The sequence below is a fragment of the Rhodoferax sp. MLSD5-FHT05B10 genome, assembly GCF_058793415.1.
Window position 1 is genome coordinate 191,878 of sequence record NZ_JBXAFT010000002.1, and the last position, 25,318, is coordinate 217,195.

Sequence of the window (25,318 nt, forward strand, 5' to 3'; positions counted from 1 at the left end):
GCCCAATTTGATACAGAAATACGAGAATGCCATGTTAGATATCACCCTGCTGCGCAAAGACCTGGATTCGGTCGTCGCCCGCCTGGAAACCCGCAAACAGCCGCAGGCGTTTCTGGATGTGGACGCGTTCAAGGCGCTGGAGGCCGAGCGCAAGACCCTGCAGATGCGCACCGAAGAGCTGCAGAGCAAGCGCAACACTTCGGCCAAGCAGATCGGCATGCTCAAGGGCAAGGGCCTGCACGCCGAGGCCGAGACGGCCATGGCCGAGGTGGCCGGCCTGAAGACCGAGCTCGACGCCTCCGCCACCCGGCTGGATGCCATTCAGGCCGAGATGCAGACCCTGCTGCTGGCCGTGCCCAACTTGCCGCACGAGAGCGTGCCGCGCGGTGCGGACGAACATGGCAACGTGGAAGTGCGCCGCTGGGGCAACCCCGCGCCCATGGCGTTTGAGATCAAGGACCACGTGGACGTTGGCACGCCGCTGGGGCTGGACTTCGAGATGGGCGTCAAGCTCTCGGGTTCGCGCTTTACTGTCATGAAAGGCCCGGTGGCCCGCCTGCACCGCGCCTTGAGCCAGTTCATGCTGGACGTGCAGACACAGGAGCACGGCTACACCGAGTGCTACGTGCCCTACGCCGTCAACGGCGAGTCGCTCCGGGGCACCGGCCAGTTGCCCAAGTTCGAGGGCGACCTGTTCGCCGCCAAGAAGGGTGGCCAAGAGGGCGAAGTCCAGCCCGACCACACCGCGCTGTACCTCATTCCCACCAGCGAGGTGCCGCTGACCAATTTCGTGCGCGATGTGGTCCTGCCCGAAGCCGACCTGCCCATCAAGCTCACCGCCCACACGCCGTGCTTCCGCTCCGAGGCCGGCAGCGCCGGACGCGACACGCGTGGCCTGATCCGCCAGCACCAGTTCGACAAGGTGGAAATGGTGCAGATCGTGCACCCCGAGAAGAGCTACGAGACGCTGGAAGAAATGACCCGCCACGCCGAGGCCATCCTGCAAAAGCTGGGCCTGCCCTACCGTGTGATGAACCTGTGCACCGGCGACATGGGCTTTGGTGCCAGCAAGACCTACGACCTGGAGGTGTGGCTGCCGGCGCAGAACACCTACCGCGAGATCAGCTCGGTCTCCAACTGCGAGGCCTTCCAGGCCCGTCGCCTGCAGGCCCGCTATAAGAACGCCCAGGGCAAGAATGAACTGGTGCACACCCTCAACGGCTCCGGCCTGGCCGTGGGGCGCACCCTGGTGGCCGTGCTGGAGAACTACCAGAACGCCGACGGTTCGGTCACCGTGCCCGAAGCCCTGCGCCCGTACCTGGGCGGCATGGTGACCCTGCGACCCTGATAGAATACGCGCATCGTCCAATCGAAGCGATTTCAGGAGAGATGGCAGAGTGGTCGAATGTACTTGACTCGAAATCAAGCGTACCGCAAGGTACCGTGGGTTCGAATCCCACTCTCTCCGCCAAGAAATAAAAATAGCCCATGTCAACCATGGGCTATTTTTTTTGTCTGCATGATTGACGACCTGGAGCCACAAGCAACCTGTCGACCCCAGCGTCCCCAGGCGGCCATTGCTATAGTGCAGATTGGGAGGATTGGATGATCGGCTCAAACCTCAGTTGCCCGATGGAACCGCGGGGTCCGCGGCAGGCATTGCCTTGGACTCGTCAAGCTCCGCCACACCACTTGCCTGTGAACCTTTGCAGGTCTGGACGCGGCAAGGCACCTCTACGAGTTGCATCATTTCCGTCTCGTCCACGAGCATCCTGGAAACCAATGGAGAACGGTTGTCCATGAGCAGCGGTTCGAACGCACTTGAATCCTGGGTGCTCGTGACCGGCACCCGGGCCGTGGCGGTATGAATACCTACGTTGTGCTGCTTCGCGGCATCAATGTGGGCGGCGACGGCACCCTTCCGATGCAGGAGCTTGTCGCTACGCTGGAAGCAATGGGGACACGGAAGGTGAGGACCTATATTCAAAGCGGAAATGCCGTATTCGAGAGCGCCGAAAAGAATGCAGCGCGTCTGGCCCAGCAACTTTCCGCAGAGATCAAGACGCGCCGTGGCTTCGAGCCGCATGTGCAAATTCTCACCCGCGAAGCCCTTGCCAAAGCGATTGCGGCAAACCCCTTTCCAGAGGCTGTGCTCGACCCCGTTAGCTTGCACCTCGGCTTTCTCGCCGCATGCCCCAAGAACCCGGATCTGGAGAAACTCTCCGATCTCCGGAAGGACAGCGAACGGTTTCACTTGTCCGAAAGGGTGTTTTATCTGCACGCGCCCGAGGGGGTTGGCAGATCAAAACTCGCCGCCAGCGCCGAGAGACTGCTGGGTGTTCCCATGACGGATCGCAACTGGAGAACGGTCTGCAAAATCATGGAAATGGCCGAATTGTGAGCGGGGCCCACGCCCTGCGGGCGATCAAATTTCGCGTAAAAAACCGTGTGAGTCCGCGCACCCCGAATGTTGGTCTACCAGGACAACACCATGAATCAAAACGTTTCTAACGATAGCCAATCGGCATCGGAGTTCATTGACGGAAAGCTCGCTGCGCTTGGAGACTGGCGCGGGAGTGCTCTTGGCACCGTGCGCGGGCTGATCAAAGAGGCTGCCCCCGATGTCATTGAAGAAGTGAAATGGATGGGAACGCCCGTCTGGTCCCTGAACGGCATCATCTGTACGGGCGAAATTTACAAGGCCAAAGTGAAGCTCACCTTTGCCAAGGGGGCTGCCCTCAGCGATCCCGCAAAGCTGTTCAACTCGGGTCTTGATGGCAACGTAAGGCGCGCTATCGACATCCATGAGGGTGAGCACGTCAATGCGGTTGCCTTCAAGGAACTTATCCGTGCTGCTGTGGCGCACAATGCGGCTGCCAAAAAACACAAACCGACACGCGCCACATGAGCGACCCGTCGGGGCCCCAAATGGCCACCGACGGTCACGGCCACACACTTCGCCACGAACCCCGCGTTTGCGGGGTTTTTGTTGCTGCCGTGTCGTGCGTCAGGCCTTGCCGGCCTCAATCTTCCGAAGGATGTCGTACAGCTCGTCCTTGAGGTGCAATTTCTTCTTTTTCAGGTTTTCGATTTCCTCATGGGTCCCCTGCGGGATGCTGGACTCCATATTCTTGATCTGTTGGTCTAGCTGGTTGTGCTGATCGAACAGACGGGTGAAATGGTGGTTGCTCGTCTTGAGCTGTGTGATCAGGTCGCGGTACTCTGGAAACATGGGAATTCCTCAAAAAAATGGGCTGTTTCGGGATGACACAGGCTGTGTGGTGACGGGTCTGGGTGCGGGCCTCCTTTCGTTACCCCGGCGCAACCGCCGGGGGTGTGCATGTCCTAGGTTGTGTAGTGGCCGGCAGCTTCCGGCTGGAACAAGATCGCGGCCACCTCTGCTGCCTGGGGCTCTCCGCCGGGCATGGCCCACTGTGCTCGCGCGCCAACGCGCAGGCCCAGCAAGGCCGAACCCATGGGGGCGAGCGCGGACACCCGGCCGAGGCCGGGTTCGGCATCGGAGGGATAGCACAGGGTCATCTTCTGACGCAGGCCGGTGGCGGGAAACACAATCTCCACCTGGGAGTTCATGGTGACGACGTCCGGCGGGATCTCCCGGGACGGCAGCAGGTCCACCAGACCCTGGCTGTCCGACAGTTCGCCAGGCAGGTTGCCGCCGGTCAGTTTTTTCAGGCGAATGAAGTCCAGCTCGGTCAACAGTCGCAGGCTTTCTTGGTTTGCGTGCATGGTGCACTCCGTGTAGTGCGGCCGACCCGTGAGGGGCGAGAGACGGCCGCGATCGCGCGGGGTGGAGGCCCGGCGATGGTGGATTGCGCAAAAAGAAAAGGGGGAAGGAGGTATCGCCGGGCTCAGGAATGTGCGACCGGACGGCGCAGACCGGCGGTACCCGTCACGGTGCGCGACCACACCGCCGCACCTGCCATGAAGGGCAGGGCTGCAACCGAGTGGAGCCGGGGGCAAACAGAACGCGCCATGGTTGGATTGTAGGAAAACCACGGCTTGCGGACAAGCCCGAACCCCATGCCCCATGGGACTACTGGGCCAAAATCCATTTGACCAGCGTGCGGGCTTCCGCTTCGCTGACCTGCGGGTTGGCAGGCATGGGAACCTGGCCCCACACGCCGTAGCCGCCGATGAGCACTTTTTTGGTCAGTTTGTCTTCGGCATTTTTCTGGTCTTCGTACCGTGCCGCGATGCTGTTGAACGCGGGACCGACCAGCTTGCTGGTCATGGCATGGCAAACCATGCAGTTTTTCGCCTTCGCCAGCTCGGCATTGGCCAGGGCCGCACTGGAGGTGAAAGCCATGGCCACCAGGCCCGTCCACAAGTAGATGCGTTTCATGGGTCTCTCCCAAAAAATGGAACCGCCTTCGTCCACCGTGTACCGCCCGTTGCTTCAGGGCTTGCGGATCACACGCCCCATCGGATTGCGGTGGTGCTTCAAGCGTAATGGCAAATGGCGATCGTTGCAATCGCGCCGGGAGAATGCGGCGCGGGCGCCGGTTCACGGTGTTGGCAGCTGCAACTCCAGATCCAGGCCGTTGAGGAAGTCGCCATCGGGCTGCACCTCCACCCGGCGCGCCTTGCTGGCCACCAGCCGGAGTTTTTGGACCTGCTCCGGCGAGACCCGCAGCGTGTAGCGCCCCGGCATGACCTGGTGCAGGGTGTAGAACCCGTCGGATGCGCTGCGGGCGCGCATGGTGACGGCACCGCTGCTGTCCACCAGTTCGAGCAGCACGTCACCAATGCCACGGCGGCTGCCCTTTTCCACCAGATAGGTGGTGCCGTCAATGTCGGTCGTGGAGACCACGGGAAATTCGACGGTCTGCACCAGCCCCGGGCGCGGCAGCACGCGTACCCCTTCGGTGACGGGCTTCCACTGCGGATCTTCCAGCGTGGTCGTGTCGATGCCGATGTCGGCGTAGCGCCCGGCCGGCAGCCGGTTGAGTAGGGCCTCGCCGGTGTCGTCGGTGCGGTTGGGGTGGCGGCCACCCCGGTTGACGATGAACCCGGCATTGGGAACCCACTCTTCCCCCGGGTCATGTATGCCGTTGAGGTTGCGGTCCACGAAGGCCTGCGCGGATACCGCCCCGGTGCCGGCCATGGGCACACCGTCGGCAAACCACTTGCCGCTGCGGGCGTCGCGGCCCAGGGCCATGAACAGCTGGAGTGCAATGGCGTACTCATGCTTGTCGGAGTAGCTGCCGCTCACGGCAAGGGCAATGGGGCCCAGGTTCTTGCTCAGGCCGCCGGATATCAGCGTGCTGTTGCCGGTGAAATCGCGCAGCAGACCGGCGTTGACCCGGTACCCCGATGCCAGATTGCGGTCGGCCACGACGGAGAGGGTGTCAAAGCGGCTCTCCGGGTTCAGGGAGTAGCCGAGCTGTCCGGACAGCCCCATGTCGGCCACCCGGCGGCTCAGTTGCAGTGTGCCGGTCGTGGTGGTGGTGGTGGGCAGGCCGGCGCCGCTGGAGGTGAGCCAGCTCAGCCCGTTGGTGTACGACGTTCCAGCCGCCAGAAACGACAGCCGGCCGGAGACCTGGTCGTTGGTGACGCCGGACTGCAACTGCTCGCGCTGCACCTCCAGTGCCACGGGCATGCGCGGCAGGCCGCTGGGCACCAGCGTGCCCACGGCCCGCACCTTGTCGCGCTGGCGGATGGGGTTGTTGCTGGCACTGAACACGTCGCTGTCATAGCCATCTTGCAGCTGGGTGTGCAGCAGGTCCACGGCATAGGTTCCCAACTGCGTCTTCAGACCCAGTTCGCCCAGCAGGCCGCCGTTCTGGGCGAGGATCAGATCCGAAGTGATGATGGCCGACGGCAGGTAGCCCCGCAGCCCGAACTGGGAGTAGGCACGCTGTTCGCTGGTGCTCTGGCCCGTGACGGGGCGTGGCAGGCGCACAAAGGTGGCGGTGGCGGCCAGCTCCTTGAACAGGCCCATGTCGAACTTGGCCACGCTGCGGTTGCTGCCGTTGTCTGCCGTGTGCTGTGTCAGCGTGTACAGGAATTCTCCGGGCTGCACGGCGGACTGGTCCAGCAGAAAACTCTTGCGCTCGGTGCGCATTTGCCCCAGCGGGCCATTGAAGACCAGCTGGAAGTCGTTGCGACCGTAGGACAGGGGCAGATCGTCGAAGGCATACAGCCCGTCGCCCCGCGATTGCTGGAAGCCCAGCACCGCGTCGTTGTAGTACAGGGTGACATCCCAGCCCGGCGGCAGGTCGCCGCGCAGGCTCTGGCGGTCAAAGCTGGTGGGCTGGTCGAGTCGGCGGTTGCTCACGGTGCCGCCGCTGCCGGTCGGGTTGGTGGACAGGATGTTGGGCACACTGGGCGCCTGGATGTTGCCCAGCATGAAGCTGCGTGCCTGTGCGGGGCCGAGCAAGCCGGCGTCGGGGTCGTTGCGGCCCAGGGTGACCCGTGAGTCCGGTGTCGACTTGTCGCGCGTGGCACTGATGTAGGCCGCTCCCTCCATGCCCAGTACATCGGCGGTCAGGTAGGCGGTATAGGCGGTGTTGTACTGCCTGGAGCCATTGCCAAAGCGCGCGTCGGCACCGAAGGTCTGGTCAATGAAAGGCCGGTCAATCAGCTGGTAGGGCGCCAGCTGGCGGGGGTAGCCCGGGTCGCTGTCGTCGACGGTTGCTGTAGTGCGCAGGTGCGCTGCGGTGCGCTCGCGCTCCAGGCGCGCTTGCAGGGGCAGTTTTTCCCGCGGTTTGATACGCAGCTGCAGCGATAGCAGGTCAATTTCGAAGTCGATGGGCAGCCAGCGCGACAGCAACTGGCTGGAGATGTAGATGTCGTCGCCAATGACCCGCGCGCGGCGCGCCTCGTAGCTGGTCTCGCGCCCGGCGATGCTGGCAATGGCCTGTTCCACGTTCAGGCCGAACGGGTTGTCTTCCCGCAGGATGTAGCCGCTGGCGCTACCGGTCTCGGGTTGTACGGTGATGGCCAGGGTGAGCAGGCGCGCCAGTTCACCCAGGGGCAGCAGAATCTGCGGACCATCCTGGTAGGCGGTCAGGCTGTCGGACAGCACGGTGCCGTCGAGTCGAACGTCCAGCAGGAGCAGGTTGGCCTCGGCGGCGGCGCGGCCTTTGGGCGCGACCGATGGCGGCGTGCCCGCGGGAAGGGGCTGGGCCATGGCTGCCGTTGCCGCGAGAGCCGCAAGCAGGCAGGGGAGAGCCCCCAAGGGCTGTTTCAGGGTTCGCATGGCGGGGTGCGCGCGTGTGGCTGCCCCGCACTCAAGGCAGGTTCAGGGTTGCCTCGGCCAGCAGGTGTGCGCCTGCCTCCGGGCGCTCTCGGTAGGTCAGGTGCAGGCTGCCACCCGCCAGCCGGGTTCCCGGTGGCAGTTGCAGCGGCATGCGGGCGCGGCGCAGCGCATTGGGCACATACACCGCCACGCCACCGGCCTTGGCAACCTCCAGCGGCGCGCCGCCCTGGGGTGTGAAGGTGACCGCCAGGTCGCCGTACACCGAGCGGTTGCCACTACGCGCCATCTGCAGGGTCAGTGCCGGGCCCTCCGTGGCGGTGGCCGGTTGCAGGGCCAGGTTCTGCAACGCAACGCTGGCTTGCGTGTCACCATGGCGCACGATGACTGGAATGGAGGCGCCGACCAGCGCCTTGATGACCACGCCAATCTCCTTGTTGCCCGCCTGGCCTGCCGACTCCACACTGCTGGTGCCCGCGGCCTCGGCCACCCGGTCAAACTGCAGGTGCGAGCGATATTCGCCCGGTGGCAGGTCCGTGGGTTTGCGCAGCAGAATGCGCACGGTCTGCGAAGTGCCAGGCTGCACCGTCACTTGCCGTGGCGAGTAGCGCAGCAGCGGGTCGGCAAAGTGCTCGCCCGGTCCGGGGGTGTCAATGGCGATGAATTCACCGGTCTCGCCCATGCGCCGGTTGACCAGGTTGATGCGGTAGGTCTCGGGCTCGGTGCCGTTGTTCATCAGTTCCACCTGCGCGGCGCGCTGGTTCTTTTCCAGCACGATACGGGTGGGATACAGCGCCAGGTCCGCCAGGGCGGTGCGTGCCAGAACCAGCAGTGTCAGCGCCGCCAGCCAGTGGACAGCGGTGCGTCCGGGGGGCAATAGATGCATGGTGGGCCTTTCACAGAGGTTGAACAGGGCAGCGCGGCCGCTCAGTTGTATTGCACGGATACATTGAAGGACCCGGTGTAGCTGCCGGGCGTCTGGGCGTTGCCGGCTGTCAGGGTAGCCCCGACCCGCAACACCTGCGAGCCGCCAGTCAGCGTTCCGGTTCCACTCGGGGTGCTGGTGAAGTTGTTGACAGCCATGGTGTGGCTGCCGTCCGACAGGGTCACCGTATCGTTGGCCGGCAGTGTGATGGCGTAGGTGGCATCGGCCGTGCCGGTTACGGTGAACTGCGCCGCTGCGCCAGAAGCGCCCTGTGTCACCAGCAGCACGCTGCCGCTCTTGCTGCGCCCGCCGTTAGGGGCCACGGTTACCGTGCCCCCGCTGCTGGCCACAAAGCCGCCAAATATCAGGTCCGCGGATTTGCTCAGGCTGATTTGCGCCCACGCCGGAGCGATTGCAGCCAGGCCGGCCACGAGCAGTACGCTGCGCCATGCCTCTGTACGCGGGGTGGTGACGATGGGGTGTTTCAATTGAAGGCCACGGTGACGTTGTAGCTGCCCGACGTGCCCCCTGCGGGAGGCGGCGCCGATGACAGGGAGGCGGCCATGCCCGAGCCCAACGTGCCATCCCCGGAACCGGGTCCCGAACCGGGGCGGCCGTTGGAGGATGCACCGGGCGTGCCGGCAGTGGCCGCTGCGGTGGCTGCCGTGGAGCCCGCGCCGGAACCGGAACCGGAGCCCGTGGCTGTTACGGGTGGCGGCGGACTCGCCGGCGGCAGCAACACCGTGACCCAACCCGTGGAGGTGCTGACCGTGGCGGGTATCCCGCCCAATGTTTCCTGCACGGTGACAGGAACCGGCGCGATGATGGTCGCGCTGGCGCTGCCCGTTGCCGTGGCCGCCAGGGCGGGGCCCGGCGGCAGGGCTCCCAGGTAGATCCAGATTGCCACCGACGTCAGCAACACCCCGGCCGTGTCCCAGCCGGGTTGGCGGCAACGTTCTGGTGCATGGCGGGACATGGCGGTATGGGGTGTTCGCTGCCGGGAACGCACGGTCAGTTGTAGGCTACCGTGATCTTGAGGTTACCGGTGTAGGCACCCGCAACCTGCGCCGCACCCACGGTCAGCAGGCCGCCGCCGTAAATGGTCGCGGTGCCGGAAGCGAGTGTGCCGGTCGTCGAGTTGTTGCCCGCGCTGGTGATACCGCTTGCCGCCGTGGTGCCCGATTGGGCTTCGACCAGCCAGGTGATGGCCATCGTGTTGGAAGAGCCGTCCGTAAGAGTGGAGTCACTGCCCGTGGTGTCGATCGAGAAGGTATTGGCACCCGTACCGGTCACGGTGAATTTGGCCGCCGCGGGCGAGGTGCCGCTGGTTGGCAGGGCGGTTGTCCCGGCCTTGGTCCGGGCGCCCGCCGTACTCAGCGTCACCAGGCCGTTGCCGATCACCAGGCTGCCGAAGGCCATGTCCGTGTTCTTCGCAATTGAAATGGGTGTCAACACGTCCGCAGATGCGGACGCGGTTGCGTTGTCGGCCGCCCAGGCGCCCCCGGCCATCACCACCGTACCCATTGCCACTACCAGCTTGTGCATTGTCGTGTTCATCGTGAACTCCTTTGTGAATAAACGGAGCAAGGGGGCTCCATCCCATGCGGCGCCTGTGGCCCTACGGTTTTTTGGTGGGGTTGTCACCAGCGTCTTACAAAATATTACACAATATTTGACGATAAGTGTCAATTAATACCGATTTTTGTAGAAATTTAATGAAACACGCGAACAGCGGCGCCATGCCGGTCTCAGGGCTGCTGGGGGTGTTGGCAGGAAAAAAGGGGACGGTTCGCCCCGGCCGGCCGGCCGGTTGGGCGGAGGCGTCGGACGCGGGCCTAGCGACGGGCCAGCGGATTGGGTTCGGGCTCGCCGATCTTGTGCAGGGTGTTGCGGTCGGTGTGGTGAAAGGGCTCGGTCTGGCCGCGAATCACCATGACCGTGTCTTCGTCGTAGGACCAGGTGCCGTCGGGGTGGAACGTGACCTGGATGCGGTATTCCACTGTCTTGAATGCATGCTCCAGAAACGGGTTGGAGCAGATGCCGTAGGTGGTGGACTCGCGCTGCGCCACCAGTTCAAACTGCGTGGCATCGGCGGCGGCATGGCCGACGGCCATGGCGATCTGTCCCCGGGGGATGGCCAGGGTCTGGATCACCGTGCCGGTGGCGGGTTCCCACAGCCAGTAGCCCACCTGATCGTGGTAGGTCTTGCTCTGCTCGGGCTTGGTGATGTGGGTGTGGTAGCGCAAACCGTAGAACAGCTGGGGACCATTGGTTTGCGGGTCGATGGGCTGCAGCTCGAAGCGTTCGACGAACGCCTGTTTTTTCGGGCCTTCGGCCTTGGGTTTGACGTCCAGGCCGCGCACGCCTTGCCAGATGCCTGCCATGGCACGCAGTGGCCCCAGGTTGCGCAGGGTGTCGGCGTCGACGTTGGCGGGCTCGGTGTAGATGTCGTTGGGGTAGTGGCTCATGTGGGCTCCATGTATCAGCTTCCAGCATAACGTCCCCGCCCGATGCCGTTCGGCGGCACAATTCGACTTTGCGTGTCCAAAGGACTGTTCATGAAACTGTTGCGCCTGCCGCGTTTCAAGGTGCATGTGGGAAAGCCCCTGCCCTGGAATGTTCGCGACGAACAGAGCAACCTGCTGCTGTTGCGCGGGCACGTGATCGACAGCGAGCACCAGCTGGAGCTGTTGCTGCTGCGCGGTGCCTTTGTGGATGCGCAGGAGGCCCGGGCCGTTGAATTGCATGAGGCACCCTTGCCCGAGCGTAGCATCCCGCGTGTGCTGAATCTGTTTGGTCTGTGGGACCGCAGTGGTGATGAAATGCGCAAGCTCATGCTCAAGGTGCCACACACGCCCGGTCTGGTGGAGCGGGTGGAGGTGTTTGCCGCGGACTTGATTGCGCGGGTGGACCAGGATGTGGATATCGCCCTTTACCACGCCATCCGCCAGGAGTCCGAGGACCCTTTTCTCTACGGTTACAACCATGCGGTGCATACCGCCATCCTGTGTCTTCTGATGGCCCGGCGGCTGCAGTGGCCCGAGGCGCGCGCCGCAAGCCTGGTCAAGGCGGCCATCACCATGAACATGGCGGTGCTGGATCTGCAGGGGCAGTTGTCCAACCAGGACGTTGCGCCCTGGGAAAGCCAGAAAGCGCTGCTGCGCCGCCATCCGCAGGAGGCTGCCGACTGGCTGGTGCAGGCGGGTGTGGACGACGGGGACTGGCTGCGTGCGGTCGCCCAGCACCATGAGCGCCCGGATAGCACAGGCTATCCGCAGGGTTTGAGCGACGTGTCGGAGGTGGCGCTTGCGTTGCGCACGGCGGATGTGTTCATGGCCCGGATCACGGTGCGCAAGCTGCGCTCGGCGATGACGCTCCAGGACGCCGCCAAGCAGATGTTCCGGGAGGACCAGGGGGGAGCCCTGTCGAGCGCCGTCATCAAGGAGTTGGGAATTTTTCCGCCCGGTGACGTGGTCCGGCTCGTCAGCGGGGAAATAGGGGTGGTCATGCGGCGCACGGACAAGGTCAAATGCCCGATCGTGGCGGCCATTACCGATGTGGCGGGCCGCCCCACGGTGCACACGGAGCATCGCGATACTGCCTTGCCCGCGTTCGCCATTGTCGAGGCCGTGGCAGACCGGACTCTGGTGGCGCGCCTGCCGCCCGAGCGGGTGTATGGCTTTGCCAGCGCGGCGCCCCACGCCGCGCCGTCCTGAATTACCGAGCGGGGACTATCCGGCTGCAGCTAACTGCGTCAATGCGGCGGTTACGTCAGCCATGTCCACGTCCAGCGCTTCCAGCTGGCTGGTCAGTTCTGGCAAGGCGCTGGCGCCCTGTTTTTGCAGCAGGCCAATGGCTTGTGCAGCCTGCCGGGGGGATTCAAATCCCAGGCTCTGCAGCAGCAGGCGTCCCTGGGCGTCCACCAGCTTGAAGCGGAACTGGCCGTCCGCCTCGCGGTATTGCTTGAAACTGGGCAGGGCGGTCTTGGTGGCCTTTTGCGCCGCGGTCTTGGTCTGCTCACCGAGTTTGCGCAAGCCCACGGCGTGGCGCAGCTCGGCCATGAAGGGCGTGGCGCGTTGGCGCGCCTTGGCAGCGCCGGCCAGCAGGATGGCTTCAATTTTTGCCGGATGGTTGATCAGGTCTTCATATGCCTCGCGCATGGGGGCAATTTCGCGGTCAATGCGTTCGAAGAGGATTTGCTTGGCATCGCCCCAGGCGATGCCATTGGCGTAGGCGCTACGCAGGGCCTGCGCTTCCTCGTCGCTGGCAAAGGCCTGGTAAATCTGGAACAGGGCCGAGCCTTCCGTGTCTTTGGGTTCGCCGGGGGCGCGGGAATCGGTCTTGATGCCGGCAATCAGTTTCTTGAGCTGCTCACGCGGGGCGAACAGCGGAATGGTGTTGTCGTAGCTCTTGCTCATCTTGCGACCATCCAGCCCGGGCAGCGTGGCCACCGATTCCTCGATCACCGCTTGCGGAGGCACGAAGTGCTCGCCATAGCGGTGGTTGAAGCTGTTGGCCATGTCGCGCGCCATCTCGATGTGCTGGATCTGGTCGCGACCCACCGGCACCAGGTGGGCGTTGAACATCAGGATGTCGGCCCCCATTAGCACCGGGTACATGAACAGCCCGGCACTCACGTCCATGTCGGGGTCCTGGCCGGACGCGCCGTTCTTGTCGACGGCGGCCTTGTAGGCATGGGCCCGGTTGAGCACGCCCTTGCCGGTCACGCAGGTGAGCAGCCAGGTGAGTTCCGGAATCTCGGGGATGTCGGACTGGCGGTAAAAAGTGACACGCTCGGGGTTCAGCCCCGCGGCCAGCCAGCTGGCAGCAATCTCCAGCGTGGAGCGCTGGATGCGTGAGGGTTCGTCGATCTTGATGAGCGCGTGGTAGTCGGCCAGGAAGTAGTAGCTTTCCACATGGTCGGCCTGGCTGGCCCGCACAGAGGGCCGGATGGAGCCGACGTAGTTGCCCAGGTGGGGGGTGCCTGAGGTGGTGATGCCGGTCAGAAAACGTGTGGAACTCATGGGGAAGACAGTAAGTAGGTGAAGCGGGGTGGGGGTGCTTACCGGATCAGGGCCGCGAAAGGGGTGAGCAGGAAATCCAGCAGGCCAAAGGTGAGCGCCATCACGGGCTGCATCCACAGCGTGCTGATCACCCCCATGATGACCAGTGCCATGACGATGAAGAATCCCCACGGCTCCAGGCGTGACACCAGCAGGGCCTGGCGGTGGGGCAGCAGTCCGACCAGGATGCGGCCACCGTCCAGTGGCGGCAGGGGAAACAGGTTGAAGGCAAACATCACCACGTTGACCAGCACGCCGCCTTGGCACATCTTGAGAAAGAAGGGCTCCGAGACGCCAGCGCCCTGCAGCACGTACAGCGCAATGCCCCACAGCAGGGCCTGCACCAGGTTGGCGCCAGGCCCGGCCAGCGCGACCCACACCATGTCGCGCTTGGGGTTGCGCAAATTGCCAAAGCGCACGGGAACCGGTTTGGCATAGCCGAACAGGAAGGCCCCGGAGGTGGCAAAGTACAGCAACAACGGCATCACGATGGTGCCCATGGGGTCGACGTGGCGCATGGGGTTCAGCGTGACCCGGCCCATTTTCCAGGCAGTGTTGTCACCGAAATGCCGCGCCGCATAGCCGTGTGCGGCTTCGTGCAGGGTGATCGAAAAGAGCACCGGCAGGGCATACAGGGCTACGGTTTGGATGAGGTTTGCAAGGGCCACGTGTCGGAAATCCTGGGGTGGTTTGGGGCTGAAGTATGGGGCGAAAGCCGTGGGCCAGCCTAGAGTCCCAGGCGGGCCAGGTCGCCCCGTCCCTGGCGCAGCACCTCGGGTTCGCTGCCGGTCAGGTCGATCACGGTGGTGGGCTCCTGTGCGCACGCGCCCGCATCCACGATTCCCGCCAGGAGCTTTTCAAAGCGGTCACGGATGTCGGCGGCGTCGTTCAAGGGCTCGGTTTCACCGGGTGCAATCAGGGTTGTGGCCAGCAGCGCGCCTTCGTGCAGGGCCAGCAGGGCCTGGAGCACGGCATGTTCGGGCACGCGCAGGCCAATGGTCTTGCGCGAGGGGTGGCTGACCCGGCGCGGCACTTCCTTGCTGGCTTCCAGAATGAAGGTAAACGGTCCCGGCGTGACCGACTTGAGCAGGCGGTACTGTGTGTTGTCGACCTTGGCGTAGCTGGCCAGTTCGCTCAGGTCGCGGCACAGCAGGGTGAGGTGGTGTTTGTCGTCAACCCCCCGAATGCGCCGCATGGTGTCGACGGCGGCTTTGTCATCCAGGTGGCAGACCAGCGCGTAGCTGGAGTCGGTGGGTACGGCCAGAATGCCGCCCTTTTCCAGCAGGGCAACGGCCTGCTTCAGCAAGCGGGGTTGGGGGTTTTCGGGGTGAACTTCGAAGTACTGGGCCATGCCGTTGGGACGATCTCAGGTGGAGTCGGAAAGGTTTATTGGATGCGTGCCGCCAGCGATTCCCACACCGGAGTGAGGTTGCCTGGCAGCAGGGGCAGGGTGCCCAGCTCGGTGTGGCTTTCGTCTGGGCTGTGGAAGTCGCTGCCGCGGGACGCGGCCAGGCCGAATTCGCGGGCGGTTTCGGCGTAGGTCACGTACTCGGCTGCACTGTGGCTGCCGGTGACCACTTCAACGCCCTGGCCTCCATGATTCTTGAATTCGGTGAACAGCGCAAACTCTTCGGTGGGGGTGAACTTGTAACGCGCCGGATGGGCAATAACGGCCATGCCACCCGCGCCGGTAATCCAGCTGACGGCATCCTTGAGCGAAGCCCAGCGGTGGGGCACATAGCCGGGCTTGCCTTCGGTCAGGTACTTGCGGAATACCTCGTTGGTTTCCTTGCACACGCCGCTTTCCACTAGAAAGCGGGCGAAGTGGGTGCGCGAAATCAGCTCCGGATTGCCCACGAACTTGAGTGCGCCCTCGTACGCGTGCTTGATGCCCACCTTGGCCAGCCCTTCGGCCATTTCCATGGCCCGCAGTTCCCGTCCGCCCCGTGTGCGGTGGAGTCCGCGCACCAGCTCTTCATTGAGGGGGTCGAACCCCAGCCCCACGATGTGGACGGTCTGGCCGATGAAGGTGACCGAGATTTCGGTTCCCGTCAGGTAGCGCATGCCCTGTGCATGGGCGGCGTCCAGGGCGCGGTGCTGGCCGGCTACCTCGTCATGGTCGGTCAAGGCCCACAGCTCGACGCCGTTGGCGCTGGCGCGCGCTGCCAGCTCTTCTGGCGTGAGCGTACCGTCAGAAACAACAGAGTGGCAATGGAGGTCGGCGTTCAGTAGGTGGGTCACTATGCCATTTTAGGCGCAGGGCGGCCGGCTTGCCGGGCGCCGGCTTTACCCGGAGGCTGGCTCAGAAATCGGCAGGGCAGCAGAACTGCAGGGCGCGCCCGTCTACGGGGTGGGCAAATGCCAGCGCGCAGGCGTGCAGCAATAGGCGTTGCGCCTGGGCGAGCACCGCAGGTGGCGCGTACAGTGCGTCGCCCAGGATGGGGTGGCCGATCGCCTGCAGGTGCACGCGCAACTGGTGGGTGCGCCCGGTCACGGGCTCCAGTTCGACGCGGGTGGTGTGGTGCTCCGGGTCGAACTGCATCACTTGCCAACGGGTGACGCTGGCCTTGCCTTGCTGCCAGTCGATCATGCGACGGGGGCGGTTGGGCCAGTCCACCAGGATGGGCAGATCAATGGTCTGCCATCCGCCTGCGGTGGGTGCCAGCTGGCCGCTGACGACGGCCACATAGCGCTTGTGCACCTGCCGTTGGGCAAAAGCCTCGCTCAGCAGCCGTTGCGCGGGGGCACCACGGGCCATCACGACCAGGCCGGAGGTTGCCATGTCCAGCCGGTGCACGACCAATGCATCGGGGTAGAGGCTCTGCACCCGCGCGCTCAGGCAGTCCTGCTTGTCGGCGCCGCGGCCCGGCACGGCCAGCAGCCCGGTCGGCTTGTTCAATACGACGAGGGCTTCGTCCGCGTACAGGACGTGGACGCCGCCTTCGTGCGGCGGCAGATCAGGCTGCATCCTGTCCGGTGATCAGGCGTTGCACGGTTTCGCAGAACTCGTTGACATCGTTGGGCTTGTAGATGAGCGCGTTGGCGCCCTCGCGGATGGCGCTTTGCTCCAGCTCGGGCGTGACGTACCCCGACGCCAGCGCCACCGGCAAATCCGGACGAATCCGCTTGGCCTGGCGCAGCAGGTCGACGCCGCTGTAGCCTGGCATGTTGTAGTCGGTCACCAGCAGGTCGAACGCTTGCGGGTCGGCCTGCAGGGCGGCTTGGGCTTCGTGGGGGTCGGTGAACATCGTGACGGCGAATCCTTTGCGGGTCAGCACCCGCGAGATCAGGAAGACCAGCGCCTGGTCGTCGTCCACGTACATGACATGGCGGCCCTTGCCTTGCACCTGGGGGACGTTGGGCACCTCGGGGGAGGTGGCGGCTGCGTCACCCTGGGTAGCGGGAAAGTACAGGGTAAACACGCTGCCCTTGCCGGGCTCGCTCTGTACATCGATGGCGCCCTGGTGGGTCTGCATGATGCCGTGGACCACGGACAGGCCCAGGCCCGTTCCCTGACCCACCACGCGGGTGGTGAAAAAAGGCTCAAACACCCGCTGCAGGGTTTCCGGTGACATGCCCTTGCCGGTGTCCCGCACCGTGAGAGTGACGTAGCGCCCGGGGGGCAAGCCCATGTTGCCCGTTGGCGCGTGGTCGAGCACGCAATTGGCCAGCTCGATGGTGACCGATCCTTTTTCGTCGCCGATGGCGAGAATCGCGTTGGTGCACAGGTTCAAAAGGGCCTGCTGTACCTGGGTCGCGTCGGCCAGGACCGGTGCGCTGTCGGGTGCCACGATGACCCGCAACTCCACGGACGGCGGCAGGGTCACTTTGGCCAGGCGGACCGTCTCGTCCACCACTTCCGCCAGATGGATGGGGATGCGCTTGGGGAGTTCATTGCGGCTGAAGGTCAGGATCTGGCGAACCAGATCGCGGGCGCGCCGTCCGGCCTTCTCGATTTCCTTCAGGCTGGGAAAGGCCGGCGAGTCTGATGCCGTGTCTTGCTTGGCAAGGTCCACGTTGCCCAGAATCGCGCTCAGGATGTTGTTGAAGTCGTGCGCAATGCCTCCGGCCATGGTGCCCATGGCCTGCATTTTCTGTGACTCGCGCAATTGGGTCTCGAGCGCCAGGCGCTGGGTCTCGGCCCGCTTGCGGGACGTCAGGTCACGCGCAAAAATGGTGGTGATTGCGCCATGCCCGGGCTGGCGTTCCCGCTGGGCAATATCGGTGCTGCGGGCCGGGGTCAGCGGGTTGCGGGCGCGCAGACGCCGTTCCAGCGAAATGCTGATTTCGACAAAGATCTCGCGCCCCTTCAGGGTGGTGGCCTGGAATTCGCCCAGCGTGCTTTGTGCCGGCACCTTGCCGGACTCCAGCGCCTTTTCCACATCGGGCAGGAAGCGGCCGAGCTTGCTGCCGAAGGCCATTTCTGCCGAGCATTCGAACAGGGTCGTGGCGGCCGGGTTGAACACGGTGATGCACTGGTTCTCATCAATGCACAAAATGGCGTCCAGTGACGAGTTGATGATGGCTGCCATGCGGTTTTCGCTGAGCAGCAGGTCTTCGTTGCGCTGGCGCAGGATGTCGGCGCTGACCTGCAGGGCGCGCCGCTGGGCCAGCAGCGGCCCCTGGTCGATGATGGCGCAGATGAAGTGGGCCAGGTCGTCCTGCGGATTTTCGATGCGTGCAATGTGCAGGTCGCCGGTGAAGGTTCCCTGCGAGCCGGCGAGGAAGGCAATTTCGTTGACCTCGGCGGTCCCCGTCATCTTGGCGTTGAGGAAGGCGACAGCCACGACATCGGTGTGGTCCGGGCCGACAAACGGCAATAGGAAGTTCAGCGGCGGATCGCTTTCCAGCGGCTGGAAAAGGCGCAGGGCCATGGCGTTGCTGGCCATGACCAGCCCCTCTTCGTCCACCACCATCAGAGCCAGTGGCACGCTGGAAAACAGGGTGGCAAAGCGCTCCGATGCTCCTTCCGCTTCCTGCTGGCTGTACCGCAGGGCCTTGTTCTGCACTTCCAGTTCGGACTGGTACTTGCGCAGGTCCTCGATCATCTGGGTGGGGGCATAGCCGTCCAGGATCAGGTCCTGCGGGCCGTGCCTGGTCTTGCCCGACAGGGAGGCGGGGCGCGGAATGAAGCGGAACTTTTTGCGGCGGGCAGGGCTGTTCATGGCGTCAGGGTATCAGTTGCGGACCACGCTGTCGCCCGGCGTAAAGCGCGCGGCCTGGAGCGGACTGTGGGCTGCAATGTAGCCACGCAGCACATCGGCGTCCACAAAACCTGTGTTGACATAGCTGGGGTGTCCGGTCATGGCAGGGTAGCCGTCGCCACCCACGGCCATGAACTGGTGGATGGCCATGCGGTAGGTCTTTGCGGGATCAATGGGAGCGCCCTGGATGGTGGCCTCCCGGACAGCGCCGGCAGCAATGCGCAGGCGGATACCCGCGAAATGGGGGAAGCCACCGGAGCCGGGGCTGATCTGCACCACGTGGGCGAGGTAGTCCAGCACCTCCTGCCCGGTCAGGTCCAGTGTGACCAGCGTGTTGCCAAAGGGATGGACCTTCAGGATGTCCTTGTAGCTGATGGTGCCCGCCGGCAGCGAGTCACGGATGCCGCCGGCGTTCACCACCGCGAAATCGGCCCGGGTTTTCTCCCGCATGGCCTCGCCGATCAGAACGCCCAGATCGGTGGGCTGGCGGCGCACCAGGGCACGGGTGCCCTCCAGCCGCGTGTCGCTGCGGCCCACATCCACCAGCAGCTTTTGCTGGCCGAAGTCCTGGTAGGGCTGCAGCAGTTGCAGCATCTCCCGATTTTCGGCAATGGCCGGGGCGTAGCGCTCCAGTTGGGTCTGGCCATCGGCGCTGGTCACGGCATGTTTGAGGTTGATGGGGATCAGCGCGTAGCGCACCAGCGTGAAGGTGCCGTTGCGGTACTGGAAGTCAGCACGACCCACGTATTTGCCCCACTCATGGGCCTGCACGATCCAGGTGCCGTTCTGCCGGTCGGGCTGGCACGGCGTGCCCGGCACATAGGCCCTGTCGAGCACGTTCTCGGCCCGCATGCAGGCCGGGTTCTGCGTGTGCCCGCCCACCACCAGATCGATGCCCGCAACGGCGCGCGCCATCTCCACGTCTCCCGGCGCCTGGGTGCCGTGGTTGCCGTTTTCGTAGTGTCCCATGTGCGTGGCGGCAATCACGATGTCGGCCTGCGCGCGTGCCTCGGGGACCACCTGCGCGGCTTCCTGCAGGGGGCTGCGAAACTCAAGACCTCGGATGTTTTCCGGGTTGGCCATTTTCCGGGTGTCGTCGGTGGTCATCCCGATAATCGCCACGCGCACGCCACCCAGATTGAAAATTTTGTAGGGTTCAAACAGGCGCCGCCCCCCGGCGTAGATGTTGGCGGACAGCAGCGGAAACTGTGCGAGCTGGCGCTGCATGGCCAGCACGGCGGGGCTTTTGTCGAATTCGTGGTTGCCCACCGCCATGGCGTCGTAGCCCAGCAGGTTCATGCCCTTGAAGTCGGGCACGGCGTCCTGGAGGTCGGACTCGGGTACGCCGGTGTTCACGTCCCCGCCGTCGAGTAGCAGGCTGTAGCCCCCGGCGGCGGCTACTTCGGACCGGATGGCGTCCACCACGGTCTTGCGGGCCGCCATGCCGTACTCGCCGTCGCGGTTGTGCCAGAACCGGCCGTGGTGGTCGTTGGTGTGCAACACGGTGATGGCGTAAGTCTTGTCCTTTTCCGGTCCTTGCGGTGGCAGGCTGGAACAGCCGGCCAGGGTCAGGATGACCCAGGTGGCGAAGAAGCGGGTGTGGAGTGGCATGGCGTGGGGTTGGCGGTGCTGGAGCGCAGCGCCTTGGTTTATATCAAACTCCTCTGCGGCCCGGCCGGTGGGCGCAACCGGAGCACGCCATTCAGGGGCCGGCCCACACCACCGGTTGGCCCTGGCGGAGCCACTCGGCATAGCGGGTCGCATAGGCGTCTTCAATGCGCGGACGCTTGACTTTGAGGGTGGGCGTCACCATGCCGTTTTCTGGCGTCCATTGAGTGGTGACGACGGCCAGGCAAGCGAGCTTCTCATGCGGCTCCAGGCGCGCGTTGACGGTATTCAGGTGCTGCTGAAGGGAGGCGGTCAGGGTCTCCCGGTAGTCCCGGGAGGTGCTTCTTGCGGTGGCGTCCTGTGACAGCATGACCAGCCCGATGGGCTGGTCCAATGCGGCGCCGGTCACGGCGCAGGCTTCAATGTCGGGGTGCAGCACCAGCAGGTCCTCGATGGGCGCGGGGGCCACGTACTTGCCCTTGCTGGTCTTGAAGATGTCCTTGACGCGCCCGGTGATGCGCAGGAAGCCGCCGGCATCGATGCTGCCTTTGTCCCCGGTGCGCAGCCAGCCGTCGGCCGTCAGGGCCGCGGTGGTCTGCTCGGGCTCCCGGTAGTAGCCTTGCATCAGTGCAGGGCTGCGCATCAGGATTTCGCCGGTTTCGGGGTCGATGCGGCTTTCCACTCCGGTGTAGGGCAGGCCGACGGAACCGGTCTGGTGCGAACCCGGCAAGGTGGAGTGGGAGGCGCCGCAGTTTTCGGTCATGCCGTAGACCTCGATCAGGTCCAGGCCAAGGTTGCGGTACCACTGCAGCACGTCGGGCGGCATGGGGGCTGCACCCCCGGCGGCCAGGCGGCAGTGGTCCAGGCCCAGGCCTCTGAGGATTTTGCGGCGCACCAGCGAGCCGATGAGCGGCAGGCGCAGCAGGGTCTGGAGTTTGTGCGCGGGCATCTTGGCGTATATGCCCTGTTGGAACTTGACCCACAGGCGGGGCACCGAAAAAAAGATGGTGGGGCGGGCGCGCTGCAGATCCTGCAGGAAGGTGTCGAGCGACTCGGCAAAGAAGATGTGGCTGCCATAGCGCAGGGAGCCCTGTTCGATCAGCATGCGTTCGGCCACATGGGCCAGCGGCAGGTAGGAGATGAAGCGGTCGCCGCTGTCCATGCGCACCCGCTGGGTGCCGCTGGTGACCGCCCATGCCATGGCCCGGAACGTGTGCACCACGCCCTTGGGTTTGCCGGTGGTGCCCGAGGTGTAGATGATGGTGCCGACGTCGTCCGGGTCGCGCACGGGCATGCCTGGAACGGGTGGGGTTTGCGCCAGCAGCGTATTCCACTGCAGCGCCGCGATGGCGGCGGGCGCCAGGGGCAGGGCCACCAGGGGGACACCTGCCGGCACGCCGGCCTGCAACTGGCTGCTGTCGTCCATCTTGCCGACAAAGCAGGCCCGGCTCTCGCTGTGCTGCAGGATGTAGGACAGCGCCTCGGCGTTGAAGGTGGGGTAGATCGGCACGGATACATGGCCCGCCATCCAGATGGCCAGGTCCGCCAGGACCCAGTGGGCGCTGTTCTTGCCGATGATGGCCACCCGGCTGCCGGCAGGCCAGCCCTGGGCCTGCAGCCAGCCGGCCATGCGTCGCACCTGGTCGGCGGCCTGGCGCCAGGAAAGGTCCTGCACGGCCCCGCCGCCCATGGGCTGGGTCAGGTAGATCCGGTCGCCGCGCTCGCGTTCCCAGCGGTAAAGGCATTGCAGGGGCAGGTCGTCCGGGGTAACCGTGAGGGGTGCAGTCATTGTCGATCTGGAGAATGGTTTCTTGCATTCTCCAGCCCGCCTTGGCGCGCCGGCAATGGTGTTGACCCTAGGTCTGGTTGGCGGACATGTCCCGTTGGCGGCGGCCTTGTCAGAGGCCTGCAAGGCGTTTGCGGCGACAATTGCAGACTTTTCCCAATTTCTGTTTTAAGTTGACGCTCAGACATGTCCAGTACGACAACCTACAAGGTACGCCCCGCCACTTTGCGCGATGCCAAAGCCATCGCTGAATTGCACAACGCCACGGTACGCGAGGCTTTCCAATCTGCGGTGATGGACACCCCCATTCCCCTGATGCCCCTGGACAAGCGCCAGGCCTACTGGCGCGAAGCCATTGAGTACGCCGAGCCGCAGGTGCAGGTGGCGCTGGATGACGACAAGATCGTGGGATTTGTCGGTTTTGACCGCTCCCGTGACAAGGGCACGCCCCCCACCATGGGCGAAATCTGGGCCATCTACGTGGCGCAGCCCTACTGGGGCAAAGGTGTGGGGCTGGCGCTGTGGGATGCCGCCCGTGAGGGACTGCAGGAGGAAGGGTGCACCCACGTTTCCATCTGGGTGCCCATTGCCAACGACCGGGCGCTGCGCTTTCACGACCTGGCCGGCTTCAAGCGCGAACTCAACTCCGCCAAGACCGTTGCCATCGGCCCGGTGAAGGTGGAAGAAATTCGCCTGAAGCGCGCGCTGGCCTGAGTGGCCGGGCCCCAGTGGGGCCCTCTCCCTACAGTTTCTTGACGATCGCGCTGCCGATGGAGTAACCCGCTCCGAACGAGCAGATGACCCCCACATCACCCGGCTGGATGTCGGCGTGGTGGCGGTGGAAGGCGATGATGGAGCCTGCCGACGCGGTGTTGGCAAATTCGTCCAGGATCACCGGCGCGTCGTCCAGGGTGGCGTCGCGCCCCAGTAGCTTGCGGCTGATGAGCTGGTTCATGGACAGGTTGGCCTGGTGCAGCCAGAAACGGCGCACCTGCGTGGGTTGCAGATCCAGCGACGCCAGGTGGCCGGCAATGTGCTCGGCGGCCATGGGGCACACCTCTTTGAACACCTTGCGCCCTTCCTGGCGGAAGAGCTGGTCGCGGTCTTCCGGGTCGCGGTCTTCGGCGCGCGACATGAAACCGGCGTTGTTGCGGATGGCGTTGGAGAAGGTGCTGAGCAGGCGCGTACCCAGAATTTCAAAGGAACCCGCAGGCGCCAGGTCCAGCCGCTGCACGAGCACGGCCGTGCACACGTCGCCGAAGATGAAGTGGCAGTCGCGGTCTTTCCAGGCCAGGTGGGCCGACGGCAGCTCCGGGCTGACCACCAGCACGGCACGTGCCGAGCCGGTGCGCACGGCGTTGGTGGCCATCTCGATGCCAAAGGTGGCCGACGAGCAGGCCACGTTCATGTCAAACGCGTAGCCCTGGACGCCCAGCGCGGTCTGGATCTCCACGCCCATGGCGGGATAGGGGCGCTGCATGTTGGCGGCGGCGCAGATGACGGCGTCCACGTCGGCAGCAGTCTTGCCGGCCTTGGCCAGCGCGTCCTGGGCGGCCTTGACGCCCATCTCGGCCATCAGCGACAGCTCGGAGTCGGGACGGGCCGTGAAGACCGGGCGCATGCGCCGGGGGTCGAGCACGCCGCTTTTCTCCATCACATAGCGGCGCTTGATGCCGGACGCTTTCTCAATGAACTCAACGTTCGACTCGGTCAGCGCGGCGCGGGTGCCGGCGGCGATCTCGGCGGCGTATTTCGCGTTTTCCAGGTGGACGTACTGGTTGAAGGCTGCGACCAGCTCTTCATTGGTGATGACTTCGGGCGGCGTGAAAAGGCCGGTGCTGCTGATGGCGACACGATGCATGGTGATGGGCTTTTTGGTAAATCCGCATTGGCTAGGTCCAATGCCGGGCTGATTATGCGCCGGGTTTCTGCCGTCGCGGGTGTTACAGGTACGCCCGGCATTTTCGGAGCAAAAGCATTAATCTTGGTCTTTTATAGGAGACTGACCATGGCTTTGTTTCGCGGATGGGCTGCCACGCAGGCGGGGAGCGCACTGGAGCGGCTGGATTTTGACCCGGGTCCGATGCACCCCGAAGATGTGGAAATTGCCGTGGAGTACTGTGGCGTGTGCCATTCCGACCTGGCCATGGTGGACAGCGAATGGTTCCCCGCCACCTACCCCCTGGTGCCCGGCCATGAGGTGATCGGCACCGTGGTGGCGGTGGGCGACCAGGCCAAGGGCCGCGTGCTGGGCCAGCGCGTGGGCCTGGGCTGGCACAGCCACAGCTGCTGCCACTGCAACTTCTGTATGGGGGGCGAGCAGAACCTGTGTACCAAGCGCCAGCCCACCATCATCGGCCGCCATGGCGGCTTTGCTGACCGCGTGCGTGCGCACTGGAGTTGGAGCCTGCCCATTCCACAGGGACTGGAGCCCTCCAGCGCCGGGCCGCTCATGTGCGGTGGCGGCACGGCCTTCCTTCCGTTTGTGATCCATGACATCAAGCCCACCGACAAGGTGGGCGTGGTCGGCATTGGCGGGCTGGGCCACCTGGCGGTGAAGTTCGCCCGGGCCTGGGGCTGCGAGGTCACGGCCTTTACCTCTACGCCGTCCAAGCGCGAAGAGGCCTTGCTGCTGGGCGCGCACCACACCGTGAGCAGCGTGGACGTGAAGGCGCTGAAGGCGATTGCCGGCAGCCTGGACTTCCTGCTGGTCACCGCCGGTGCCAGCCTGGAGTGGGACGCACTGCTGTCCACCCTGGCCCCCAAGGGGCGGCTGCACATGGTGGGCGTGGTGACCGAGGCCATGAAGGTGAAGACGGGTGGCCTGTTGTCGTGGCAGCGCAGCATTTCGGCCTCGCCGACGCCATCGCCGACCGTGCTGACCAGGATGCTGGAGTTCTGCGCCCGCCACGGCATTGCGCCCCAGGTGGAGCACTTCCCCATGAACCGCATGAATGATGCGCTGGACCACCTGCGCTCGGGCAAGGCCCGCTACCGCGTGGTGCTGGACGCGGACTTCAGCTGAGCGGTTCAGGCCTCGCCGCCGAACCGCTTGGTGAGGTTGGCGATGTACTGCTCGGTCAGCTTCTCGAACTCGGCCTCCACCACGGGGGCGATGATCATCTTCATGAGGCCAGGCAGGGGAATGGTCAGCTCGCCTTCAATGGTGAGCACCAGTTGGGTGGACTTCTTGTTGTCGGTGATCTTCCAGCTACCCGACACCAGGGCGTTGCCTTCGCCCTTGACCGGGGTCCACACCACCGTGCCCTTGGCCTTGTTGGACACGTATTTGGACGCGTACACGGTCTGCAGGTTCACCTGCGCCAGGCCGATCTTTTCCATTTCCCAGCGGTAGGCACCGCCGCCCAGGTCCACCAGCTTGTCGACCTTGGGGTAGAAACTGGCCGACGTGGGCACGTCGGACAGCACGTCGAACACGTCCTTGGCGGACGCCTTGACAGCAAATTCATAGCCCAGTTCGACCTTGACAGTGACAGCCATGGTTGCTCCTTG

At 64.6% G+C, this 25,318-nt stretch carries 26 protein-coding genes, 1 tRNA gene and 1 pseudogene; 8 read left to right on the plus strand and 20 right to left on the minus strand.

Annotated features, from left to right (window positions below; translation table 11 throughout):
* The first annotated feature begins 31 nt into the window (after positions 1 to 31).
* The 5 genes and pseudogenes from serS to AC1Q5W_RS03575 all read left to right on the plus strand — a co-directional run bounded on the left by serS (position 32) and on the right by AC1Q5W_RS03575 (position 2,908).
* Complete coding sequence (gene serS, locus AC1Q5W_RS03555) at positions 32 to 1,348, plus strand: serine--tRNA ligase (protein WP_492643832.1); 1,317 nt, start codon at positions 32 to 34, stop codon at positions 1,346 to 1,348.
* Positions 1,349 to 1,383: 35 nt separating this feature from the next.
* Positions 1,384 to 1,471, plus strand: a tRNA-Ser gene (locus AC1Q5W_RS03560).
* A 231-nt stretch (positions 1,472 to 1,702) separates the two neighbouring features.
* Positions 1,703 to 1,825, plus strand: a pseudogene (locus tag AC1Q5W_RS03565) (MarR family transcriptional regulator); the annotation flags it as partial.
* Positions 1,826 to 1,864: 39 nt separating this feature from the next.
* Positions 1,865 to 2,401, plus strand: coding sequence for a DUF1697 domain-containing protein (locus AC1Q5W_RS03570; protein WP_492643831.1), 537 nt, complete (start codon positions 1,865 to 1,867; stop codon positions 2,399 to 2,401).
* A gap of 90 nt (positions 2,402 to 2,491) precedes the next feature.
* A complete protein-coding gene (locus AC1Q5W_RS03575; protein WP_492643830.1) occupies positions 2,492 to 2,908 on the plus strand; it encodes a DUF1801 domain-containing protein in 417 nt (138 codons plus the stop codon).
* A 99-nt stretch (positions 2,909 to 3,007) separates the two neighbouring features.
* Here the strand turns inward: AC1Q5W_RS03575 and AC1Q5W_RS03580 are convergent, their stop codons facing one another.
* From AC1Q5W_RS03580 to AC1Q5W_RS03625, 10 genes are all read right to left on the minus strand, one after another.
* On the minus strand, positions 3,008 to 3,232 hold the full coding sequence (locus tag AC1Q5W_RS03580) for an HP1242/YdcH family protein (protein ID WP_492643829.1): 225 nt from the start codon (positions 3,230 to 3,232) through the stop codon (positions 3,008 to 3,010).
* A 113-nt stretch (positions 3,233 to 3,345) separates the two neighbouring features.
* Positions 3,346 to 3,747, minus strand: a complete 402-nt coding sequence (locus tag AC1Q5W_RS03585) for a GreA/GreB family elongation factor (RefSeq protein ID WP_492643828.1) — start codon at positions 3,745 to 3,747, stop codon at positions 3,346 to 3,348.
* A 122-nt stretch (positions 3,748 to 3,869) separates the two neighbouring features.
* Entirely contained in the window at positions 3,870 to 3,995 is a 126-nt protein-coding gene (locus tag AC1Q5W_RS03590) for a hypothetical protein (protein ID WP_492643827.1), read from the minus strand.
* A gap of 59 nt (positions 3,996 to 4,054) precedes the next feature.
* Positions 4,055 to 4,363 carry a c-type cytochrome gene (locus AC1Q5W_RS03595; protein ID WP_492643826.1) on the minus strand — a complete coding sequence of 103 codons (309 nt, stop codon included), beginning with the start codon at positions 4,361 to 4,363 and terminating at the stop codon, positions 4,055 to 4,057.
* A gap of 162 nt (positions 4,364 to 4,525) precedes the next feature.
* Positions 4,526 to 7,222 carry a carboxypeptidase-like regulatory domain-containing protein gene (locus AC1Q5W_RS03600; protein WP_492643825.1) on the minus strand — a complete coding sequence of 899 codons (2,697 nt, stop codon included), beginning with the start codon at positions 7,220 to 7,222 and terminating at the stop codon, positions 4,526 to 4,528.
* A gap of 31 nt (positions 7,223 to 7,253) precedes the next feature.
* Positions 7,254 to 8,105: a fimbrial biogenesis chaperone gene (locus AC1Q5W_RS03605; protein WP_492643824.1), complete on the minus strand. Its 852-nt coding sequence runs from the start codon at positions 8,103 to 8,105 to the stop codon at positions 7,254 to 7,256.
* Positions 8,106 to 8,146: 41 nt separating this feature from the next.
* Complete coding sequence (locus tag AC1Q5W_RS03610) at positions 8,147 to 8,632, minus strand: DUF4402 domain-containing protein (RefSeq protein WP_492643823.1); 486 nt, start codon at positions 8,630 to 8,632, stop codon at positions 8,147 to 8,149.
* Complete coding sequence (locus tag AC1Q5W_RS03615; RefSeq protein ID WP_492643822.1) at positions 8,629 to 9,120, minus strand: hypothetical protein; 492 nt, start codon at positions 9,118 to 9,120, stop codon at positions 8,629 to 8,631. The genes AC1Q5W_RS03610 and AC1Q5W_RS03615 overlap by 4 nt, the downstream gene beginning before the upstream one ends.
* Positions 9,121 to 9,155: 35 nt before the next feature.
* Positions 9,156 to 9,701 (minus strand): DUF4402 domain-containing protein, encoded by a 546-nt coding sequence (locus tag AC1Q5W_RS03620; RefSeq protein ID WP_492643821.1) that lies wholly within the window; start codon positions 9,699 to 9,701, stop codon positions 9,156 to 9,158.
* A gap of 278 nt (positions 9,702 to 9,979) precedes the next feature.
* Complete coding sequence (locus tag AC1Q5W_RS03625; protein WP_492643820.1) at positions 9,980 to 10,612, minus strand: FABP family protein; 633 nt, start codon at positions 10,610 to 10,612, stop codon at positions 9,980 to 9,982.
* Between the two features lie 90 nt (positions 10,613 to 10,702).
* Here AC1Q5W_RS03625 and AC1Q5W_RS03630 point away from each other — a divergent pair, with 90 nt between their 5' ends.
* Positions 10,703 to 11,860, plus strand: a complete 1,158-nt coding sequence (locus tag AC1Q5W_RS03630; RefSeq protein ID WP_492643819.1) for an HD-GYP domain-containing protein — start codon at positions 10,703 to 10,705, stop codon at positions 11,858 to 11,860.
* Positions 11,861 to 11,875: 15 nt separating this feature from the next.
* On the opposite strand, the gene AC1Q5W_RS03635 is transcribed toward AC1Q5W_RS03630, so the two are convergent.
* The 8 genes from AC1Q5W_RS03635 to AC1Q5W_RS03670 form a co-directional block, all read right to left on the minus strand.
* Positions 11,876 to 13,168 carry a tryptophan--tRNA ligase gene (locus AC1Q5W_RS03635; RefSeq protein WP_492643818.1) on the minus strand — a complete coding sequence of 431 codons (1,293 nt, stop codon included), beginning with the start codon at positions 13,166 to 13,168 and terminating at the stop codon, positions 11,876 to 11,878.
* Positions 13,169 to 13,206: 38 nt separating this feature from the next.
* Positions 13,207 to 13,875, minus strand: a complete 669-nt coding sequence (locus AC1Q5W_RS03640) for a site-2 protease family protein (RefSeq protein WP_492643817.1) — start codon at positions 13,873 to 13,875, stop codon at positions 13,207 to 13,209.
* A gap of 59 nt (positions 13,876 to 13,934) precedes the next feature.
* Entirely contained in the window at positions 13,935 to 14,558 is a 624-nt protein-coding gene (locus AC1Q5W_RS03645) for an L-threonylcarbamoyladenylate synthase (protein ID WP_492643816.1), read from the minus strand.
* A 35-nt stretch (positions 14,559 to 14,593) separates the two neighbouring features.
* The gene (locus AC1Q5W_RS03650; protein ID WP_492643815.1) at positions 14,594 to 15,448 is read right to left on the minus strand and encodes a 3',5'-nucleoside bisphosphate phosphatase; all 855 of its coding nucleotides are present in this window, start codon (positions 15,446 to 15,448) and stop codon (positions 14,594 to 14,596) included.
* Positions 15,449 to 15,509: 61 nt separating this feature from the next.
* The gene (locus tag AC1Q5W_RS03655) at positions 15,510 to 16,175 is read right to left on the minus strand and encodes a pseudouridine synthase (protein ID WP_492643814.1); all 666 of its coding nucleotides are present in this window, start codon (positions 16,173 to 16,175) and stop codon (positions 15,510 to 15,512) included.
* Positions 16,165 to 18,372: a hybrid sensor histidine kinase/response regulator gene (locus AC1Q5W_RS03660; RefSeq protein WP_492643813.1), complete on the minus strand. Its 2,208-nt coding sequence runs from the start codon at positions 18,370 to 18,372 to the stop codon at positions 16,165 to 16,167. Before AC1Q5W_RS03660 ends, AC1Q5W_RS03655 begins: the two co-directional genes overlap by 11 nt.
* 12 nt (positions 18,373 to 18,384) lie before the next feature.
* The gene (gene ushA, locus AC1Q5W_RS03665; protein ID WP_492643812.1) at positions 18,385 to 20,022 is read right to left on the minus strand and encodes a bifunctional UDP-sugar hydrolase/5'-nucleotidase UshA; all 1,638 of its coding nucleotides are present in this window, start codon (positions 20,020 to 20,022) and stop codon (positions 18,385 to 18,387) included.
* Between the two features lie 91 nt (positions 20,023 to 20,113).
* On the minus strand, positions 20,114 to 21,808 hold the full coding sequence (locus tag AC1Q5W_RS03670; protein ID WP_492643811.1) for an AMP-binding protein: 1,695 nt from the start codon (positions 21,806 to 21,808) through the stop codon (positions 20,114 to 20,116).
* Positions 21,809 to 21,991: 183 nt separating this feature from the next.
* On the opposite strand from AC1Q5W_RS03670, the gene AC1Q5W_RS03675 reads away from it, so the two are divergent.
* Positions 21,992 to 22,519: a GNAT family N-acetyltransferase gene (locus AC1Q5W_RS03675; RefSeq protein WP_492643810.1), complete on the plus strand. Its 528-nt coding sequence runs from the start codon at positions 21,992 to 21,994 to the stop codon at positions 22,517 to 22,519.
* 28 nt (positions 22,520 to 22,547) lie between these two features.
* On the opposite strand, the gene AC1Q5W_RS03680 is transcribed toward AC1Q5W_RS03675, so the two are convergent.
* The gene (locus AC1Q5W_RS03680; protein ID WP_492643809.1) at positions 22,548 to 23,666 is read right to left on the minus strand and encodes a beta-ketoacyl-ACP synthase III; all 1,119 of its coding nucleotides are present in this window, start codon (positions 23,664 to 23,666) and stop codon (positions 22,548 to 22,550) included.
* Positions 23,667 to 23,813: 147 nt separating this feature from the next.
* Here AC1Q5W_RS03680 and ahr point away from each other — a divergent pair, with 147 nt between their 5' ends.
* A complete protein-coding gene (gene ahr / locus AC1Q5W_RS03685) occupies positions 23,814 to 24,830 on the plus strand; it encodes an NADPH-dependent aldehyde reductase Ahr (RefSeq protein ID WP_492643808.1) in 1,017 nt (338 codons plus the stop codon).
* A gap of 5 nt (positions 24,831 to 24,835) precedes the next feature.
* On the opposite strand, the gene AC1Q5W_RS03690 is transcribed toward ahr, so the two are convergent.
* Positions 24,836 to 25,306, minus strand: coding sequence for an SRPBCC family protein (locus AC1Q5W_RS03690; protein ID WP_492643807.1), 471 nt, complete (start codon positions 25,304 to 25,306; stop codon positions 24,836 to 24,838).
* Positions 25,307 to 25,318: the final 12 nt, after the last annotated feature.